This is a genomic window from Bradyrhizobium sp. (genome assembly GCF_004799445.1).
Classification (GTDB): domain Bacteria; phylum Pseudomonadota; class Alphaproteobacteria; order Rhizobiales; family Xanthobacteraceae; genus Bradyrhizobium.
The window spans coordinates 47,919-66,319 of sequence record NZ_SSNA01000059.1; the positions used below are offsets into that span (position 1 = coordinate 47,919).

At 63.1% G+C, this 18,401-nt stretch carries 19 protein-coding genes and 1 tRNA gene; 14 read left to right on the top strand and 6 right to left on the bottom strand.

Annotated elements, in window-relative coordinates; genetic code table 11:
• The first annotated feature begins 146 nt into the window (after positions 1–146).
• The 6 genes from E8A46_RS07550 to E8A46_RS07575 all read left to right on the top strand — a co-directional run bounded on the left by E8A46_RS07550 (position 147) and on the right by E8A46_RS07575 (position 6,174).
• The gene (locus E8A46_RS07550; protein ID WP_291559167.1) at positions 147–1,535 is read left to right on the top strand and encodes a cytochrome P450; all 1,389 of its coding nucleotides are present in this window, start codon (positions 147–149) and stop codon (positions 1,533–1,535) included.
• A gap of 46 nt (positions 1,536–1,581) precedes the next feature.
• Positions 1,582–2,991 (top strand): adenylate/guanylate cyclase domain-containing protein, encoded by a 1,410-nt coding sequence (locus E8A46_RS07555; protein ID WP_291559168.1) that lies wholly within the window; start codon positions 1,582–1,584, stop codon positions 2,989–2,991.
• A 165-nt stretch (positions 2,992–3,156) separates the two neighbouring features.
• Positions 3,157–3,636 (top strand): TerB family tellurite resistance protein, encoded by a 480-nt coding sequence (locus E8A46_RS07560; protein WP_291559169.1) that lies wholly within the window; start codon positions 3,157–3,159, stop codon positions 3,634–3,636.
• A gap of 218 nt (positions 3,637–3,854) precedes the next feature.
• Positions 3,855–4,634 (top strand): SDR family oxidoreductase, encoded by a 780-nt coding sequence (locus E8A46_RS07565; RefSeq protein WP_291559170.1) that lies wholly within the window; start codon positions 3,855–3,857, stop codon positions 4,632–4,634.
• 121 nt (positions 4,635–4,755) lie between these two features.
• A complete protein-coding gene (locus E8A46_RS07570) occupies positions 4,756–5,571 on the top strand; it encodes a glutamine amidotransferase (protein WP_291559171.1) in 816 nt (271 codons plus the stop codon).
• A gap of 93 nt (positions 5,572–5,664) precedes the next feature.
• Positions 5,665–6,174, top strand: coding sequence for a nuclear transport factor 2 family protein (locus tag E8A46_RS07575; protein ID WP_291559172.1), 510 nt, complete (start codon positions 5,665–5,667; stop codon positions 6,172–6,174).
• A gap of 110 nt (positions 6,175–6,284) precedes the next feature.
• Here the strand turns inward: E8A46_RS07575 and E8A46_RS07580 are convergent.
• A tRNA-Ala gene (locus tag E8A46_RS07580) sits at positions 6,285–6,360 on the bottom strand.
• 194 nt (positions 6,361–6,554) lie between these two features.
• Between E8A46_RS07580 and E8A46_RS07585 the strand changes: the two genes are divergently transcribed.
• Genes E8A46_RS07585 through folD form a run of 3 tightly spaced genes read left to right on the top strand, consistent with a single transcriptional unit; the run spans position 6,555 to position 8,112 of the window.
• Entirely contained in the window at positions 6,555–6,845 is a 291-nt protein-coding gene (locus E8A46_RS07585) for a YggT family protein (protein WP_291559173.1), read from the top strand.
• 26 nt (positions 6,846–6,871) lie between these two features.
• Positions 6,872–7,207: a DUF167 domain-containing protein gene (locus E8A46_RS07590; protein ID WP_291559174.1), complete on the top strand. Its 336-nt coding sequence runs from the start codon at positions 6,872–6,874 to the stop codon at positions 7,205–7,207.
• A gap of 20 nt (positions 7,208–7,227) precedes the next feature.
• On the top strand, positions 7,228–8,112 hold the full coding sequence (gene folD / locus E8A46_RS07595) for a bifunctional methylenetetrahydrofolate dehydrogenase/methenyltetrahydrofolate cyclohydrolase FolD (RefSeq protein ID WP_291559175.1): 885 nt from the start codon (positions 7,228–7,230) through the stop codon (positions 8,110–8,112).
• 134 nt (positions 8,113–8,246) lie between these two features.
• Here the strand turns inward: folD and ppa are convergent, their stop codons facing one another.
• From ppa to E8A46_RS07610, 3 genes are all read right to left on the bottom strand, one after another.
• A complete protein-coding gene (gene ppa / locus E8A46_RS07600; RefSeq protein WP_291559176.1) occupies positions 8,247–8,777 on the bottom strand; it encodes an inorganic diphosphatase in 531 nt (176 codons plus the stop codon).
• A gap of 126 nt (positions 8,778–8,903) precedes the next feature.
• On the bottom strand, positions 8,904–9,413 hold the full coding sequence (locus E8A46_RS07605) for a GNAT family N-acetyltransferase (protein ID WP_291559177.1): 510 nt from the start codon (positions 9,411–9,413) through the stop codon (positions 8,904–8,906).
• 51 nt (positions 9,414–9,464) lie between these two features.
• Positions 9,465–9,704 carry a hypothetical protein gene (locus tag E8A46_RS07610; RefSeq protein ID WP_291559178.1) on the bottom strand — a complete coding sequence of 80 codons (240 nt, stop codon included), beginning with the start codon at positions 9,702–9,704 and terminating at the stop codon, positions 9,465–9,467.
• Here E8A46_RS07610 and E8A46_RS07615 point away from each other — a divergent pair.
• From E8A46_RS07615 to E8A46_RS07635, 5 genes are all read left to right on the top strand, one after another.
• On the top strand, positions 9,703–10,602 hold the full coding sequence (locus tag E8A46_RS07615) for an alpha/beta fold hydrolase (protein ID WP_291559179.1): 900 nt from the start codon (positions 9,703–9,705) through the stop codon (positions 10,600–10,602). The genes E8A46_RS07610 and E8A46_RS07615 overlap by 2 nt on opposite strands.
• Entirely contained in the window at positions 10,599–11,069 is a 471-nt protein-coding gene (locus E8A46_RS07620; protein ID WP_291559180.1) for a DUF2269 domain-containing protein, read from the top strand. The genes E8A46_RS07615 and E8A46_RS07620 overlap by 4 nt, the downstream gene beginning before the upstream one ends.
• A 14-nt stretch (positions 11,070–11,083) precedes the next feature.
• A complete protein-coding gene (locus E8A46_RS07625; RefSeq protein ID WP_291559181.1) occupies positions 11,084–12,406 on the top strand; it encodes an SDR family oxidoreductase in 1,323 nt (440 codons plus the stop codon).
• Positions 12,403–12,810, top strand: a complete 408-nt coding sequence (locus E8A46_RS07630; RefSeq protein WP_291559182.1) for a DCC1-like thiol-disulfide oxidoreductase family protein — start codon at positions 12,403–12,405, stop codon at positions 12,808–12,810. Before E8A46_RS07625 ends, E8A46_RS07630 begins: the two co-directional genes overlap by 4 nt.
• Before the next feature lie 107 nt (positions 12,811–12,917).
• Positions 12,918–14,912: a hypothetical protein gene (locus E8A46_RS07635; RefSeq protein WP_291559183.1), complete on the top strand. Its 1,995-nt coding sequence runs from the start codon at positions 12,918–12,920 to the stop codon at positions 14,910–14,912.
• 6 nt (positions 14,913–14,918) lie between these two features.
• Here the strand turns inward: E8A46_RS07635 and E8A46_RS07640 are convergent, their stop codons facing one another.
• The gene (locus E8A46_RS07640) at positions 14,919–16,172 is read right to left on the bottom strand and encodes an NAD(P)/FAD-dependent oxidoreductase (RefSeq protein ID WP_291559184.1); all 1,254 of its coding nucleotides are present in this window, start codon (positions 16,170–16,172) and stop codon (positions 14,919–14,921) included.
• A 147-nt stretch (positions 16,173–16,319) separates the two neighbouring features.
• Positions 16,320–18,146: a translational GTPase TypA gene (gene typA, locus E8A46_RS07645; RefSeq protein ID WP_291559185.1), complete on the bottom strand. Its 1,827-nt coding sequence runs from the start codon at positions 18,144–18,146 to the stop codon at positions 16,320–16,322.
• Between the last annotated feature and the right edge of the window lie 255 nt (positions 18,147–18,401).

Genomic DNA, 18,401 nt, shown 5'->3' on the forward strand with positions numbered 1-18,401 from the left:
GGCGCGGCCGCGCCTTGATGGCGCCCGGATTTTGGAACTGATATGATCATATCAGTAGCCCGCATGAGCGTAGCGACACGCGGGGTGCCTTGAAAATCCGTCCCGGATATCGCTTCGCTCATCCGGGCTACGAGTGCGAGGCTTAGATGAGCATAGCCGAAGCCTGGGACATCCCGGCCACACGTCAGCCGCTGGTCCCCCCTCATCCGCCGCGCGCCTCCGAAGCCATGACCGCGCTGGGGCGGTTGGCGGCGATGCGCGAGAACGCGATCGCAACCTGGGGCCAGCGCGCCTACGAGGATGACATCATCCCGGGTCGCTTCTTCTGGCGCTCCAGCTTCATTCTCAACACGCCGGATGCGATCCGGCATGTGCTGGTCGACAATTACGAGAATTATACGCGCACGGCCGCCGGCATCCGGGTGCTGCGTCCGATGCTTGGCGAAGGCCTGCTGATCGCCGAGGGCCGCGCCTGGAAGCATCAGCGGCGGACGCTGGCGCCGGCCTTCACCCCGCGCGCGGTGGAGGGGCTCGTTCCGCACATGATCGCGGTGACGGATGAAACGATTGCGAAGCTGCGAGCGGTTAGCGGCGCGCCGGTCGATCTGCGCGAGACGATGCAGCGGATGACGCTCGAGATTGCCGGCCGCACCATGTTCTCGTTCGGGATGGACCGTCATGGTCCTGCGTTGCGCGACTTCGTGATGGAATATGGGGCGCGGCTGGCGCACCCGCATTTGCTCGACATGGTGCTGCCGCTTGGCTGGCCGAGCCCGCAGGATTTTTCCCGCGCGCGTTTCCGCAAGCGATGGACGCATTTCGTCGGCATGCTGATGGCGGAGCGCCGCGCCGCCGGCAAGAAAGCGGGCGCGCCGGCGCGCGATCTGTTCGACCTGATGGGCGCCGCCCGCGATCCCGAGACCGGCGAAGCCTTCACCGACGAGCAGCTCGGCGATCAGGTCGCGACCATGATTCTCGCCGGTCACGAGACCACCGCCACCGCGCTGTTCTGGTCGCTGTATTTGCTCGCGCTCGACCCCGCCAGCCAGGAACAATTGGCCGCCGAGGCGCAGCAGGCAACGACGGACGGCGTGCTCGACTTCGAACGGCTGAAATTCACCCGCGCCGTGGTCGATGAAACCATGCGGCTCTATCCGCCGGCGTTTCTGATCGCACGCGCGGCCGCGGGACCCGATACGGTCGCAGGGTTCCCGGTCCGGAAGAACGACGTGATCCTGATCGCGCCGTGGCTGCTGCACCGGCATGAAAAGCTCTGGCGCGATCCGAACGCGTTCATTCCGCAGCGGTTCCTGGCGCCGGCGCCGCCGCCCGACCGCTTTGCCTATCTGCCATTCGGTGTCGGCGCGCGGGTCTGCATCGGCGCGCATTTCGCGCTGGTGGAAGCCACTCTGGCGCTCGCCAGGATCATCGGCGCGTTCCGCGTCACGCTGCTCGACAAGGCGCCGGTGATGCCGATCGGCATTGTCACGACGCAGCCCGATCGCTCGCCGATGTTTTCGATCACGCCGCGTTGATCGGGATTGTCCGGGGGCGCCTGCAATCCCATCTAGGCGGATGGTCATGAGCGAAACCCAGGCCCAGTTTTCGGTGCTGAAACAGACCGCCGATCCGGCGGTCGCGGACGCTATCGCCGCGCTGCTCGACCATGGCGAAGACCACGAGCTCAATCGAATCAATGTCCTGGACTTTTCCCGGCGTGCCGGGCTCGACGAAGAGCGGGTGATTTCCGGCTTTCTGCATGCCTCGCGGCTCGGCCTGTTCGATCTGACCTGGAACGTGCTGTGCCCCGGCTGCAGCGGCGTGCTTGACGCACACGACACGCTGAAGTCGCTGCGTCCCGACGACTACCATTGCGGATTATGCTCCTGCGGCTACGCGCCTTCCGTCGACGAGCAGGTCGAGGTGGCCTTTACCGTCAGTCCCAGGATCCGGCGCATCGCGGCGCACGATCCCAATTCGCTGCCGCTGTGGGAGTATTACAAGCAGATCTTCTGGAGTTCGGGCATCGATCTCGACAAGGATTCCTTCGCCTCGCTGAGCGAGGAGGTGACGCTCGATGGGCTGGAATTGCCCGCCGGCGAAAAGGCAGTGCTGTCGCTGCAACTGCCGCCGCAGTTCATCATCGCCTTCGAGCCGGTGACGCATTCGGCGCATTTCATCGACGTCCAGGGCGAACCCACCAGGGAACGGCAGCAGCTCGCGCTGATCTACAACAAGGCCCATCCGCCAACCGGCTCCATCACCTTGCGTCCGGGCCCGTTGCGGCTTTCGCTCGACAATCAGGCCGGCGTGCGCACGCTGCCGACCGTCTTTATCGCGGCCGACGCGCTCCATGACCTGCTCGGCAAGCGCAAGCCGTTCCTCACCGCCAAGCGGATGCTGACCAACCAGACCTTCCGCGACGTGTTCAAGGCCGACAATCTCAACATCGACCAGCGCCTCAAGATCACGTCGCTGACGTTCCTGTTCACCGACCTCAAGGGTTCGACCGCGCTGTATGAACGGGTCGGCGATCTCGCCGCCTTCGATCTGGTGCGCGCGCACTTCCGCGCGCTGCTGGAGATCATTTCATCCGAGAAGGGCGCCGTGGTGAAGACGATCGGCGACGCCGTGATGGCGACCTTCGTCAGGCCCGAACACGCGATTGTCTCGGGCCTGCGGATGCGTGCCGCCATGGACGAGCTGAACCGGCAGCGCGGCACCGACGATCTGGTGGTCAAGATCGGCATTCATGAGGGCCCGTGCCTCGCGGTCATGCTCAATGAGCGGCAGGATTATTTCGGCCAGACCGTCAACATCGCAGCCCGGGTCCAGGGCCTCGCGACCTCGCAGGCGATACACGTCACCGGGCCGATCATCGACGCGCCGGCGGTGGCCGCCATCCTCGACAAGGAGGCGATCACGCCGATCCGGAAGGAGGCCGCGCTGCGGGGTATCGCCGACAAGATCATGGTTTACGAGATCCCGTAGTCGACCGATTTCAACATTAGCACCCCAAATCCACGCCACTAGATTGACAAATCGTAATGCAGCCGCGCCACCGTGGTGGATTGCGCGCCCCGAAATCCCGGCCCATATATCAGGGCATGCCGCCGATGCGGCGGTCAGCGATTCACTCGATCCCAGCAGGAAATGATGCTCGACGGACTGCGCCAATTCATCGCCGATGTAGTTTCTCCCGGCGCACACGAGCATCGGGCATTCGACGACACCGGGTATCGGCTGGCCGCGACGGCTTTGCTGGTTCACGTCGTTTCGCTCGACGGCGAGCCATCCGAAACCGAAAAGCGCAAACTTCACAGCCTGATCGAAAGCCGCTTCGGGCTGGATCAGGGAATGGCGGACCAACTGATCAAGTCGGCGATGCTGGTCGAAGGCGAGGCGGTTGATCTCTATCACTTCACCAGCGTCATCATGCGCTCGGTCGATGAGCCCGGCCGATTGCGTATCGTCGAAATGATGTGGGAGCTGGTCTACGCCGACGGCCAGGTCAGCGAGTTCGAGGATAACGTGGTTTGGCGGGCCGCCGACCTGCTTGGCGTGTCCTCCCGCGACCGGATCGATCTCAAGCACCATGTCGCCGGCAAGACGGCCGCGCCGGCGGTCGGCAACTAGATCGCCTCGATCCCCTGCTGGCGCCATCCAGATGACGAAACTTTAATGCGCCCGGCCATGTGGCGTTGCAGCGGGGCTTTTTGACCCGCAAGCTGCTGTTCAATTCTACCCCCATTTGCCGGCCGGAAGGTGCCGAAATGCTTGCAGGCGGCTTGCATCCCGCCTAAGGCCTATGCTCTTGGCTGTGGAACATGCAAATTATCTGCGAGCATTGAATCGTGACTGAGCGGGTGACGCTGATTACCGGTGCCTCGGCTGGAATAGGCACCGAGCTGGCGCGTGTTTTTGCATCCAACGGCCATCGCCTAGCTCTGGTGGCGCGACGCGCCGATCGCCTGACGGCATTGGCGGCCGAAATCGCCGCCGCCGGCGGCACTGCCCCGATCGTGATTCCCTGCGATCTCGCGCAACCCGGTGCCGGGGACAAGATTGCCGACGCCCTGGCTGCGGCAGGGGTGGAGGTTGAATTTGTCGTCAACAATGCCGGGTTTGGCTTGTTCGGTAACGCGATCGAACTCGATCGTGCGGAGCAGCTTGGCATCATCGCCGTCAACATCTCCGTGCTGACCGATCTGTCGCTGCGGTTTTCCGATCATCTGATCCGGAATCGCGGCGGCATCCTCAATGTTGGATCCATCGCGGGCTTCCTGCCGGGGCCTGGAATGGCCGTGTATTACGCCTCCAAGGCCTATGTGCTGTCGTTCACCGAAGCCCTGCGCGCCGAGCTGGGCCCCCGCGGCGTGCGCGTGACCGTGCTGTGTCCCGGTCCGGTACCGTCGGAATTTCAGATCCGGGCGGGATTCGAACCCGGATTCGATTCCGCTATCCTCAACGTTTCCGCCGCCGCCGTCGCCAGGCAAGCCTATCAGGGGTTGATGGCCAATCAGCGGGCGGTGCTGCCCGGCCTCGGCATCAAGGTTGTGCCGTTTATGCTGCGGCTATTTCCGCGCGGCTTTATCCTTTGGGCCGTCGCCCGCTTTCAGCTGCGAAAGCGCTGACCGGGGTATCCGAAAGGCCGGTTTTGGCCCGCGGTTTGCTTATCGACGGATATGCACTCACCCGAAATTAACAATCCCTTAGGTATGATTCCGGCCTAATGGCCGCGAAAAGATAAGATCGATGTCGTTTCAGCCCGTCAAACGCGATGCCGGTAACGTGCGGCACTTCCCGGCCGCCGGCCTACCAGCCGTTGACCGACCTTTAGCCGCGGCCGAATCACTGCTGCCGGTCCTGATCGTGCTGCACCAGGAAACCTCGACCCCGGGCCGCGTCGGCAACGCGTTGCGGGCGCTCGGACACCGGCTGGACGTCAGGCGGCCGCGGTTTGGCGATCCTCTCCCCGAAACACTGGATGGCCATGCCGGTGCCGTGATTTTCGGCGGACCGATGAGTGCCAACGATCCCGATGATTTCGTTCGCCGGGAGATCGACTGGATCGCCGTGCCCCTTGCCGAGCAGCGGCCGTTCCTCGGAATCTGCCTGGGTGCGCAAATGCTCGCGATGCAACTCGGCGCCCGCGTCGCGCCGCATCCGCAGGGCCGCGCGGAGATCGGGTATTACCCGATCCGCCCGACATCCGCCGGGCTCCAGATTTGCCCGCATTGGCCCGAGCATGTCTACCACTGGCACCGCGAAGGATTTGAGCTTCCCGCAGGCGCCGAGCTGCTGGCGGAAGGCGGCGACTTCCCGGTGCAGGCGTTTCGATCGGAACACTGCTTCGGCTTCCAGTTCCATCCCGACGTGACCTACGCGATGATGCATCGCTGGACCACGCGCGGTCACGCGCGGCTCGAATTGCCGGGCGCGCGGCCCTGCCATCAGCATTTCGCCGATCGCGCGCGCTACGACGTGGCCGAGCGCGCCTGGCTGAAACGCTTTCTCGATGGCTGGCTGAGCCGCATGCCGGCCTCGGTCATGTCGGAGGCCGCGGAATAGCGCGCCAGCTGCGCGACGTTTCCGAAGGTCTTTGCAACTTGCGAATATGATAGCGTCGGCCTGAGGTCTTGCGTTAGCGCATGGGAGGTCGACATGACCGGCGACGAATTCGCAGCCCTGCTGGATGACTTCACGCGGTCGGCGGAATCCGGCGACGGCGCGCGCTTTGCCCGGCATTTCACCGAGGACGCCATCTATCACGACTACATCTACGGCGCCCATCGCGGCCGCGCCGAGATCGCGCATATGATGGCCGATCTGTTCCATCGCGATGCCGCCGACTATCGATGGGAGATGTTCGATCCCGTATGCGATGGCGAACAAGGTTACGCGTGGTCGCTGTCGAGCTTCACCTCGAAGATCCCGCAGTTCGAAGGCCGCCGCGTCGTGATCGACGGCATCAGCCGGTTCGTCCTGCGCGATGGCCTGATCGCCGAGTACCGCGAGTCCGTCCATGGCGGCGTGGCGATGGTGCAGCTCGGCGTCGAGCCCGATCGCATGGCCAAAGTGTTCCGGCGCTGGAGCGGATGGCTGAACGAGCGGCCGGAAACACAGGACTACCTGGCGCGGGCGAGGGGATCGCGGGCGGGAGAGGGCAAATAGATTTCGCTGTGGCTTGCTTGCCGAGGCCCGTCTTCGCCCTTCGGGCGACGACGCGGCAGCCTTCGCTACGATAGGCTTGCCGAGCCGAAGCAGGCGCAGCCTGCGAAGGCTGGTGGAGCCAGGCGGGATCGAACCGCCGACCTCGTCATTGCGAACGACGCGCTCTCCCAGCTGAGCTATGGCCCCTTCGCGAGCCGCCCCGTGAAAGAAAGGCGGCCGGCAAGCGGCGCCATTTACAATCCGCACCAAGGTCAAGTCAAGAACAGCGAAATCGCGGTTTTTCGGGGCTTTTGCCGGGAACTTCCCTTGTTTGGGCAGGGTGGAACCGATATCTAGCGGGAAGTCGAATCCGCGACCTATAGCTTGCGAGTAAGCCCACCATGCGTGCTGTTCTCGACATCGTTCTCATCGTTCTGGATCTCTATGTCTGGCTGCTGATCGCGTCCGCCATCCTGTCCTGGCTGATCGCCTTCAACGTCGTGAACACGCGCAACCAGTTTGTGGCTGCGGTGGCGGAATTCCTGTACCGGATCACCGAGCCGCTGCTGGCGCCGATCCGCTCCTTCATGCCGAATCTGGGCGGGCTCGACATCTCGCCGATCATCCTGATCCTGATCATCATGTTCATCCAGCGGGTGATCACCTACTACATCTACCCCAGCGTCTTCTGACCGCGCGCGGGGATGGCTGATGCCTTATGGCTGATCCTCGATCCGATCCTTGGCGCTATTCCACCCAGGGCATCAGCGTCGCGTTGCGGGTGACGCCGCGTGGCGGCCGCGACGATATCGACGGCGTTGAAACGCTCGCCGATGGCCGCAGCGTGGTCAAGGTGCGCGTCCGCGCCATCGCCGACGGCGGCCAAGCCAATCGCGCGGTGACCGAGCTGTTGGCCAAGGCGCTTGGCGTCGCCAAGGCCAACGTGCGCATTCTGTCCGGCACGACATCGCGCCTCAAGCAAGTGGCCGTCGATGGCGATCCTGCCAAGCTCGGCGAGGCCTTGCGAAGCCTGACCGCGGCGAAGCAAGGTTGAACAATGGAAAAGGTCTGAAAATGACGGCGCGGATCATCGATGGAAAACGCATCGCGGCCGAGCTTCGCGCCCGTGTCGCGGCAGAGGTCACGCGGGTGCAGCGCGAGCACGGGCTCACGCCCGGTCTCGCGGTGGTGTTGGTCGGCAGCGATCCCGCCAGCCAGGTCTATGTCCGTTCCAAGCACAAGCAGACCCAGGAAGCCGGCATGGCGTCGTTCGAGCATGTGCTGCCGGCCGACATCGCGCAGGATGATTTGCTGGTGCTGATCGCGCGGCTCAATCGCGATCCGCTGGTGCATGGCATCTTGGTGCAACTGCCGCTGCCCAAATCGCTCGACACTGAAGCCGTCATCAATGCCATCGATCCCGCCAAGGATGTCGACGGGCTGCACCCGAACAACGCCGGGCGCCTCGCCGGCGGATTTGCCGCGCTGTCGCCATGTACACCGCTCGGCTGCATCATCCTGACCAAAAGCGTGCATGCTTCGCTCGAGGGCATGAACGCGATCGTGATCGGCCGCTCCAATCTGGTCGGCCGTCCGCTGCTGCAATTGCTGCTCAACGAAAACGCCACCGTGACGATCGCGCATTCGCGCTCGCGCGACCTCAAGCAATTATGCGCCCGCGCCGATCTGGTTTATGCCGCCGTAGGCCGACCCGAGATGGTGCGCGGCGACTGGATCAAGCCGGGCGCCACCGTGATCGATGTCGGCATCAACCGGCTGCCCGATGGCGACGGCAAAACCCGTCTGGTCGGCGATGTCGCCTTTGCCGAGGTGTCGCAGGTCGCGGGCGCGATCACGCCGGTGCCCGGCGGCGTCGGCCAGATGACGGTGGCCTGTCTGCTGGTCAACACCCTGCGCGCGGCATGTGCGATTCACGGATTGCCGAAGCCTGCGGTGTGAGGCCAATCGGCCGTCATTGCGAGGAGCAGAGCGACGAAGCAATCCACTCTTTCTTTCGTCGGAGGGATGGATTGCTTCGCGGAGCCTGTCATCGGGCGCGCATTCGCGCGACCCGTTGGCTCGCAATGACGAAACTACTTCCCTTTCGCCCGCGCGATGCCTTCGGCGATCAGCTGATGCGCGTCCTCGGCGCCGCCCCAGCGCAGCACCTTGACCCATTTTCCGGGTTCGAGATCCTTGTAGTGCTCGAAGAAATGCTGGATCTGCTGCAGCGTAATGTCGGGCAGGTCGCTGTAGGTTCTCACCTTGTCGTAGCGCTGGGTCAGCTTCGACGACGGCACCGCGATGATCTTCTCGTCGCCGCCGGCCTCGTCTTCCATCAGCAGCACGCCGACCGGCCGCACGCTCATCACCGCGCCGGGAACGATCGCGCGGGTATTGGCGACCAGCACGTCGCAGGGATCGCCATCGTTCGAGAGCGTATGCGGAATGAACCCGTAATTGCCGGGATAGCGCATGGCGGTATAAAGAAACCGGTCGACGACAAGCGTGCCGGCTTCCTTGTCCAACTCGTATTTGATCGGCTCGCCCCCGACCGGCACTTCGACGACGACGTTGACCTCGCGCGGCGGATCGATCCCGATCGAAATGGCATCAACGCGCATGGGTGGCTCCGCAAGGTTTTGGAGTTAGGTCGGGGATAGAGGCGCTGGCGCGAATTTCTTGCCTCGACGCTTCAGCTTGGCGCGAGCCGGCATCTTCGCTCGAAAACGCGCGTTGAATGGCGAAGCTCAATTGGTCCAGGCGAAGGCGACCTTGTCGAGCGACTTGGGTCCGAATTTCTCCGAGGAGCGCGCCACCATCCGGCCGCCCAGCGCACGGTAAAATTCCGTCGCCGGATCGTTATCGGACAGCGCCCAGATCACCATGCTTTTGAGGCCGCTCTGCAACAGGTCACGCCTCGCCGCGGTGAACAGCCGGCGGCCGAAGCCGAGCCCCTGAAACTCGGGCCGCAGATAAAGCTCGTAGATCTCGCCTTCGAAATGCAGGCTGCGGGCGCGGTTGCGGCCGTAATTGGCGTAGCCCGCAACCTTGTCGCCGAATACCAGCACGCTGACCCGGCTGCCCTTGCGGATCGCGCTGTCCCACCATTGCGGGCCGCGGCGGTTGATCAGCTTCTCCAGCTCGGCGCCAGGGATGATGCCCTGATAGGCCGAACGCCAAGCTTCGTCATGCGTGGACGCTACCGCAGCTGCGTCCGCAGCCTTGGCCGGTCGAACCTCGATCAGGGTTGTGCTCATGGCCCAATCAAAGCAAGTCGGCGCGTCCGCTTCAAGGTCCATCATTAATTATCAGTTAAGCTGTGGATTTTTTGCATCAGTTTTCTTCCCCGGCTGTACCGAAACTGGACAGACTGGTGCCTTAAGGAGCATTTGGCCGGCGGTTGGCGGGATTTGGCCGGTGGTGCCAAGCCCGGCGGAGACATCGGCCGAGATCGCGTTCACCAAAAAATGCTCGGGATTTGATTCGCCGTGGGTACTCTGTTCGCCGATCCGGAAATCCTCCGCTCCCCTTGCGTCGGGTAAATTCATGCAGTCCTTCAAGGCGCTTTTGGCTCTGTTCGTGCTGGGTGCGGTCTGGACGCAGGCCGCGGCCGCGCAAGGGCGGCTCGGTCCGCAAGCTGCGGAAGCCGAACCAAACCGCGAGCAGCAATGGCTGGTGCCGTCACCCGATCCGGACACCGCGGCGCACGCCGTCTTGTTTCGTCCGCCCGGCGACGGACCGTTTCGCCTGGCGGTGATTGCGCACGCCTCGGTCCAGAACGTGCTGCGTCGCGCTCAAATGCCGCAGCCTGAATACCGCGCGCTGGCGGCATGGCTGGTGGCGCGGGGGTTTGCGGTGCTGGTGCCGGAGCGTCCCGGCCATGGCGCGACGGGGGGGAAATATCTCGAGGATCAGCGCGGCTGCGACGAGGCCGACTATTCCCATTCGGGAAGCGCTACCGCCGAGGAAATATCGGCGGCGTTGAACTATCTGCGCGGACAATCCTTCATCCGGCCGGATGGCGCCATCGTGCTCGGGCACTCGGCGGGGGGATGGGGTGCGCTGGCGCTCGCCGGGGCTGATCCAGCTGTTGTTTCGGGCATCGTGGTATTCGCCGCCGGCCGCGGCGGTCACGCCAACGACTTTCCCAATCAGGTCTGCGCACCGCACACGCTGATCTCCTCGGCCGCCGAATTCGGCCACGGCGCGCGGGTGCCGGTGACCTGGCTGGTCGCGGCCAATGACAGCTATTTCTCGCCCGATCTGTCGCGGAAACTGGCCGATGCGTTCCGCGGCGGTGGCGGAAAAGCAGACTTTCACGTGCTGGCGGCTTCGGGAAGCGAAGGTCACTGGCTGCCGGAGACCGAGGCCGGCGTCAAAATCGCGAGCCCCGAGATGGATCGCGCGCTGAAGGCGCCCAGGCTGGGCGGGGCCAGCAAGCGATGACGCTTTATTTCATCATCAAGTACCTCCATGTGCTCGGCGCGATCGTCATTCTCGGCACCGGCACTGGCATCGCCTTCTTCATGCTGATGGCCCACCGCAGCCGCGACCCGGCGTTCATCGCCCGCACCGCCGCCACGGTCGTGGTCGCCGACATGCTGTTCACGCTCAACGCAGGGGTGCTGCAACCCGTCAGCGGCGGGATATTGATGACGCTGTCCGCGACCACTTTTGCCGAGCGCTGGCTGGCAACTTCGCTCGCGCTCTATGCGGTGGCCGGCCTGTTCTGGGTTCCGGTGGTTTTCATGCAGATTGAAATGCGCAATCTGGCGCGCGTGGCTGTGCTACAGAATGAACCTTTGCCGGCGCGCTACTTCACCCTGTTTCGCCGCTGGTTCATATTCGGAATTCCCGGCTTCGGATCGGTGATGATCATCCTGTGGCTGATGATAGCCAAGCCGGTGTTCTAGGGACGGGCGCGGAGATGGGCGAAACCAGAACAATTCTCGTGCTCGGCGCCTCCGGCCTGATCGGGAGGTACGTTACCGACGATCTGCGGGCGCGCGGTTTCCAGGTGATCGGAATGGCGCGGCGATTCTCGTCCTCGCAGAAGGTGGGCGCGTTCGATCTGGAGATGCCGCTGCTGTCGCTGGATTCGTCCACGCTGGCGCGGCTGCTCGGCGACCACGGTATTGACGTCGTCGTCAATTGTGTGGGGCTATTGCAGGATGGGCCCGGCAGCAGCGTCGCCGCCGTGCACCGCGATTTCGTCGCGCGGTTGCTTCAGGCGATCAGGGATTGCGGCCGCGCGATCCGGCTGGTTCAGATCTCGATCCCGGGCGACATCACCGCCGACCATACGGCCTTCAGCGCGACCAAACGCGACGCCGAACGGCTGATCGCGGCATCCGGCCTCGCTTTCGCGATCCTGCGGCCCGGATTCGTCATCGCGCCATCGGCCTATGGCGGCAGCGCCATGGTGCGGGCGCTGGCGTCGTTGCCGTTTGATCTTCCCGCACGCGAATCGGCAGCGCCTTTCCAGCCGCTGGCGGTCGAAGACATTTCCGCGACGATTGCCTGGCTTGCCTGCCGCGATATCGGGGACAACAGCGCCAATGCCGTGGTCTGGGATCTGATGCAGCCGGAACCGATCACGCTCGGCGGCGTGATCAAGCTGTTTCGCCGTTCGCTCGGCACCGGCGAGTACCCGCGCATTGCGCTCCCCACGTTCATGCTCGATCTCGGCGCTGCGCTTGGCGATTTGGCAAGCTGGCTCGGCTGGATGCCGCCCATTCGCAGCACTGCGATCGCCGAATTGCGGCGTGGCGTGTGCGGCGACCCGTCGCCATGGATGGCGACAACCGGCATCGTGCCGACCGACCTGGGCAGGATCGTTGGGCTGCGCTCAGCGACCATCCAGGACAAATGGTTCGCCCGGCTGTACCTGATCAAGGCCCTAGTGATCGCAAGCCTTGTGGTGTTCTGGACCGTATCGGGCTGCATCGCGTTGTTTGTCTCCTACACCGCCGCCGCCGACATCCTGCGTTTGCATGCCTTCCCGCCGGCGCTGATCGCGCCAGTTACGGTCCTCACCAGTCTGATGGATATGACCATCGGCGCCTTGATTGCTTTCCGCCGCACCTCGGCCGCGGGATTGATCGCGGGGATAGCGGCGTCATTCGGCTACATGCTGGGGGCAGCGATTCTGACGCCGGATCTGTGGATCGAGCCGCTCGGCGCGCTGGTCAAGACCGGGCCGGCGATCGTGCTGATGCTGGTTGCGCTGCTAACGCTGGATAGCAGATGAGCGGTTGGCCTGACGACGACGTGATTCTCTACGACGGCGTCTGCGTGTTCTGCTCGCGCTGGATCCGCTTCATCGCGGCGCGAGACACGGCCGCGCGCTTTCGCTTCACCGCGATCCAGTCACCTTACGGCACGCGCCTGGCGCAGGCGTTCGGCATCGATCCGCAGGACCCCGACAGCAACGCCGTGATCCATGGTGGCATTGCCCGGTTCAAATCCGACGCGGCGCTGACGGTGCTGAGCCTTTTGCCGGGTTGGGGATGGACGCGGGCGTTACGCGCGGTGCCAAAGCCGTTGCGCGACGCCGCCTACAATCTGGTCGCGCGCAACCGTTACCGGATTTTCGGCAAGTATGAGGAATGCTTTGTGCCTGATACCCGCGTTCGAGAAAGGGTCATTGAATAGACCCGCGTGGGTTGGCGCCGCCTCCTCTGAACCAGCCGGCGGAGCAAGCCATCGACAAAGCTACAATCCAAGGTAACATTTTGGCTTTCAGCAATCGGAGGATTTTCATGCCCGAAACTATTGCGGAAGCCGCTGTCGACGAGACGAGTCCGGGACTGAAGCGCCGCACCGCGGTGCTTGTGGTCCACGGCATGGGTAGCCAGCGGCCGTTGGATACAGTGCGCGGCATCATCAATGCGGTTTGGCTCGACAAGGACGGCAAGCCCGGCAAGGGCGACAAGCGCTACTGGTTGCACCCGGAGCGAAAGAACGACGACATTGATCTGGCGGTCCTGACGACAAGTGGTGTGTCCGACACGACCGATCACCGCAGTGTCGATTTTCACGAACTCTACTGGGCCCATCTCATGAGCGAGACGCGGGCGGTCGCGGTGTTGCTCTGGCTTTTTGAGCTGGTGAGGAAGGGACCGCGACTGAAGCCCGGGATTCGCGCCCTGTGGTGGGGAACCACCATCTTCCTGTGCTTGCTGGTGCAATCCGTCGTCCTCCTCGGATTGCACGTCATTTTACTGTTCCTTGGCAATCCGCCTCTCATCGACAATCGCACGTTATCAGGCGTGGTTGAATTCGGGGCTATCAGGCTCTGGAATCATTCGTATCACGAACCGGAGGCCTTGTTGCTGGCGCCCTTCCTCGTCCTTTTCATGGCTGCTTCCTACGCTCTCTTTTTCTCGACGATTCGTGGCGCGTGGAAGATCATGATCGGGGCCGTCGTACTCGCCTTGCTCTCGGCGACCTTCTTCTATTTCGGCATCAATGATGACCACTCGTATTGGATTGCAAAAGAGATCGCTTATCTGCTTCATCCGTCGGTTTACAGAACGGTGGCGACAATGTTCCTCCCAATTCTTGTTTCCCTCTGCGTCGTTGCGATCGCAATGGGTACATGGGGAGCGCTCGCGATGATTGCCACTTACGTTCTCTCCTCGGCCTTCTTCTTACTTTATCTGAATGCGCGATGGCTGATTGGGTGGAATCATGACGACCCACTGGGTGATCTGCTTAGCCATCACGGGAATATTTTCGGTCCTGATTGGACGCCATTTTCCGATATCTGGCAGCAAGGCTGGATTCTCTGGAGTTTGAACGAGCGCTACAGTGCGGTCATCGCATGCGCCATTATCGTCATCTACTTCTCCCTGTATGCGCTATTCCTTCAGCCATATCTCGGCGATGCCGCGAGATATTTTCGCGCGTCGCCCGGAAATGTGTTGGTCAGACGCAAAATCAGGAAAGAGGCGGTCGATACACTTGATACGCTTCACAAATGGGGCAACTACGACCGCATCATCATCGTGGCACACAGCCTTGGCACCGTCGTTGCTTACGACATGCTGCGCGCGTATTTCAGCAGGATCAACGGCTTGCTTCCCGATGGCGCTCTTCTGGAGCCGCAGTTCTCGCAGATCGACAGATACGATCCGGACAAGCCGTCAGGCGAGATCAAGAACAAGAGCGATTTCAGGTCGGCAGGGCGCGAAATCATTAGAAAAATCGCCGCTCAAACCATTAATAGTCCGATCCCTTCAAATCGAAAGCTGCCGAGCTGGCTGGTCACTGACTTTGTCACGCTCGGTAGTCCATTGACGCATGCCCACTATCTGATCTGCGATTATCCCACCGAAGATAAGCTTTTTTATCATGCTACCGAAGACAAGCTCGTCGAGGATTTCAACAGACGGGTGGCGCAAAGGGAGCTTCCAACCTGTCCTCCCCACGCGGATGATGACGGCGGATTGCTCGCCTTCCGAAATCCCAACACGGGCAAAAAGGAATTTCATCACGCGGCGCTGTTCGGCCTGACGCGCTGGACCAATCTGTATTTCGAGATGAACCAGATGTTCTGGGGCGATGCGATCGGTGGGCCGCTCAAAATCTTCGGCCCTTACATCGAGGACGTAAAGGTCTCGACGCTGCCTTCGGGCGGACCTGCCCTCTTCACCCATACGTCCTACTGGAAAATTACCGGCCCGATGGGACGCGGCTCCCCACAAATCGGCGAGTTGCGCGCCGCGGTGAATCTGGTTGACGGACCGGTGTAGCGGCGCCTAACTCCTGGCCAGCCCCATCACTTCCCGCGCCGCCCGCTCCCCGGAATCCCGTGCGCCATGCGCGGTGGAGAAAAAGTTCGGCGAGGTTGCCTCGCCCGCAAAGAACAGGCGGTTGTCGACGGGCGCGGCGAGCACGGCGCGCTTGCCGGCGTGTCCGGGCAGGGCGTGCGAATAGGAGCCGCGCGCGAACGGATCGTGCGCCCAGCGCGATTCGGCGAGCGGTTTTAGTCGTCGGCGGTAATCCGAACCGAGCAGCGCCACGATTTCGTCGATCGCCTGCGCCGCCAGCGCGCCGTCGCCGGCGTTCTCCAGTTCGCGCGCAAAACGCCCGCCGAAAAAGCCTTCGATGCAGGCCTGCCCGAACGGGCGCAGATGATAGCCGCCCATCGCGGCGCGCATGGTGGCGCCGCGCAGATTGCCGTCCTTGGGCAAGGCCTCCGGCTGATCCAGCGCCAGCATCACCTTGTTGGCGAGCCCGAGCGGCAGGCCGCGCGCCGCGTCGACCTTTGCCGGGAGTACCGGGTGAAACCGGATCGCCTCGTCGGCGATCAGGTTGGTCGGCACGGTGACGATCACCCTGGCGGCGGAAAGCGCGCCGTTCGAGGTTTCGATCCGCACGCGCTGTCCGGAATGATCGATCAGGGTGACTTGTGTGTTGAGCGCGAGCGGGCAGGGTGCGCCATAGGCCGCCATCAGCGCGCCGTAGCCGCGCCGGATGCGCCAGTTGATCTCGCTGTCTTGATAGGCGTCCATATCGAGGATGGAAACCCGGTCGAGCTCGGCGCCATTCACATAGGTCGAGATCGCATCGATCATCGGATTCCAGCGATTGCCCGGCTCGAGACAGGTATTCGCCGGCCGGTCGCGGCCGGTCGTGGCGACTTCTTTGGCGGCTTGCTCGGCGCGGTCGTAGAACGCGTCGAGCGCGTCGATGAAGTCGAAGCGTTCGCTCGCCGGAAACACCGCGTCAAAACCCTGCTCGCGCCATGGCGGGCGGGTCTTGTCGATTTCGAAATTCAGTTGCTCGGCGACCCGGACGAACGAGTTCTGGTCGGCCGAATGCAGCCAGCCGCAGCCGACGTCGAAGGTGATGTCGGGCGCCGCCATGATGGTGTGGCCGCGGCCACCGACGCGGTCGCGCGCCTCCAGCACAATCAGCGAGAGGCCGGAAGTCTCCAGCGCGCGCGCCGCGCCAAGGCCTGCGGCGCCCGCGCCGACAATGGCGACATCGACTTCGGAGGGGAGGGACATGAATTGCGCATTTCTCCCCCTTCCCGTTCTGTACGGGGAGAGGGTCGGGGTGAGGCAGAAGGTGAGGCGATCAGAGTGCCTCGCCCCTCACCCGCTCGCAAGATGCTCGCGACCTCCCCGTAAAGAACGGGGAGAGGTGAAGAAAGCTTACGCCACCGCTTGCTTGGTCTTTTCCGCGCGCTTGCGCTCGTTGGCGTCGAGAAACTTCTTGCGCAGCCGGATCGACTTCGGGGTCACCTCGACCAGTTCGTCGTCCTCGATATAGGCCAGCGCCTTTTCCAGCGGCATCTGGATCGGCGGCGTCAGGCGCACCGCCTCGTCCTTCGAGGTGGTGCGGATGTTGGTGAGCTGCTTGCCCTTGAGGACGTTGATCTCGAGATCGTTGTCGCGGGTGTGCTCGCCGACGATCATGCCCTTGTAAACCTTGCAGCCGGGCTCGATCATCATCGGGCCGCGGTCCTCCAGCTTGAACATCGCGTAGGCCACCGCCTCGCCCTGGTCGTTGGAGATCAGGACGCCGTTGCGGCGGCCCTGGATATCGCCCTTGTAGGGCGCATAGCCGTGGAACAGCCGGTTCATGACCGCGGTGCCGCGGGTGTCGGTCAGCAATTCGCCCTGATAGCCGATCAGGCCGCGGGTCGGCGCGTAGAACACCAGCCGTTGCCGGTGACCGCCCGAGGGACGCATCTCGACCAACTCGGCCTTGCGTTCGCTCATCTTCTGCACGACGACGCCGGAATGCTCCTCGTCGACGTCGATCACGACTTCCTCGATCGGCTCCTGCCACTCGCCGGTGGCTTCGTCTTTCTTCAACACGACGCGCGGACGCGACACGCTGAGCTCGAAACCTTCGCGGCGCATGGTCTCGATCAGGATGCCAAGCTGCAACTCGCCGCGTCCGGCGACTTCCATCGCGTCATTGTCATCGGATTCGCGAACCCCCAGCGCAACGTTGCCTTCGGCTTCACGCAGCAATCGGTCGCGGATCATGCGGCCAGTGACCTTGGTGCCTTCGGTGCCAGCCAGCGGGGAATCGTTGACGCGAAACGTCATCGCCAGGGTTGGCGGATCGATAGGCTGCGCCTGGATCGGCAATTCCACGGAGGGATCGCAGATGGTGTGGGCGACGGTGGCGTTCGGCAGGCCGGCGAGCGCGACGATGTCTCCGGCTTCTGCCTCTTCGACGGGAACGCGTTCAATGCCGCGGAAAGCCAGCACCTTGGTAATACGGCCGGTCTCGATCAGCTTGCCATCATGGTCGAGCACCTTGACGCTCTGGTTCGGCTTGACCGACCCCGAAGTAACGCGTCCGGTGATGATGCGGCCGAGATAGGGATTGGCTTCGAGAATGGTGCCGAGCAGGCGGAACGGGCCTTCCTCCACCACCGGAGGCTTGACGTGGCTGAGGATCAGATCGAACAGCGGCTGCATGCCGTCGTCGTGCGAACCCTCGAGCGTCGTCGCCATCCAGCCCTGCTTGGCCGACCCGTACAGGATCGGGAAATCGAGCTGTTCCTCGGTGGCGTCCAACGCGGCGAACAGATCGAACACTTCGTTGATGACTTCGATGGGGCGCGCGTCGGAGCGGTCGACCTTGTTGATGACGACGATGGGCTTGAGGCCCATCCGCAGCGCCTTCGACACCACGAATTTGGTTTGCGGCAGCGGACCCTCGGCAGCGTCGACCAGCACCAGGGCGCCGTCCACCATGTTGAGAATGCGCTCGACCTCGCCGCCGAAATCGGCGTGGCCCGGCGTATCGACGATGTTGATGCGGATGTCCTTCCACTGTACCGAAGCCGCTTTGGCCAGAATGGTGATGCCGCGCTCGCGCTCCAGGTCGTTGGAATCCATCGCGCGCTCAACCTGGCGCTGGTTGTCGCGGTAGACGCCGGATTGCTGCAGCAGGCGATCAACCAGGGTGGTCTTGCCGTGGTCGACGTGGGCGATGATGGCGACGTTGCGAAGCTTCATGGTGTTTCTTCTGCATCAGACATTGGTGGGAGGCGCGATCTCACCGGAAAACCGGGACCCACTTTTCCGGATCACGCTCGAAAAACCTTGGAGTTTGAAGGGCGCTGAAACGCCCAAAAAGGAAGCCCGGCCAAAAGGACCGGGCATCACCCTACTCGTTGCGTTGCAATATAGTCAGAAATCGCTAAAAAACAATGGCTTCTTTGAAGACTTCTCGCCGACACCCGGGCCAGTACCGGGCGCTTTTTGGCTCAA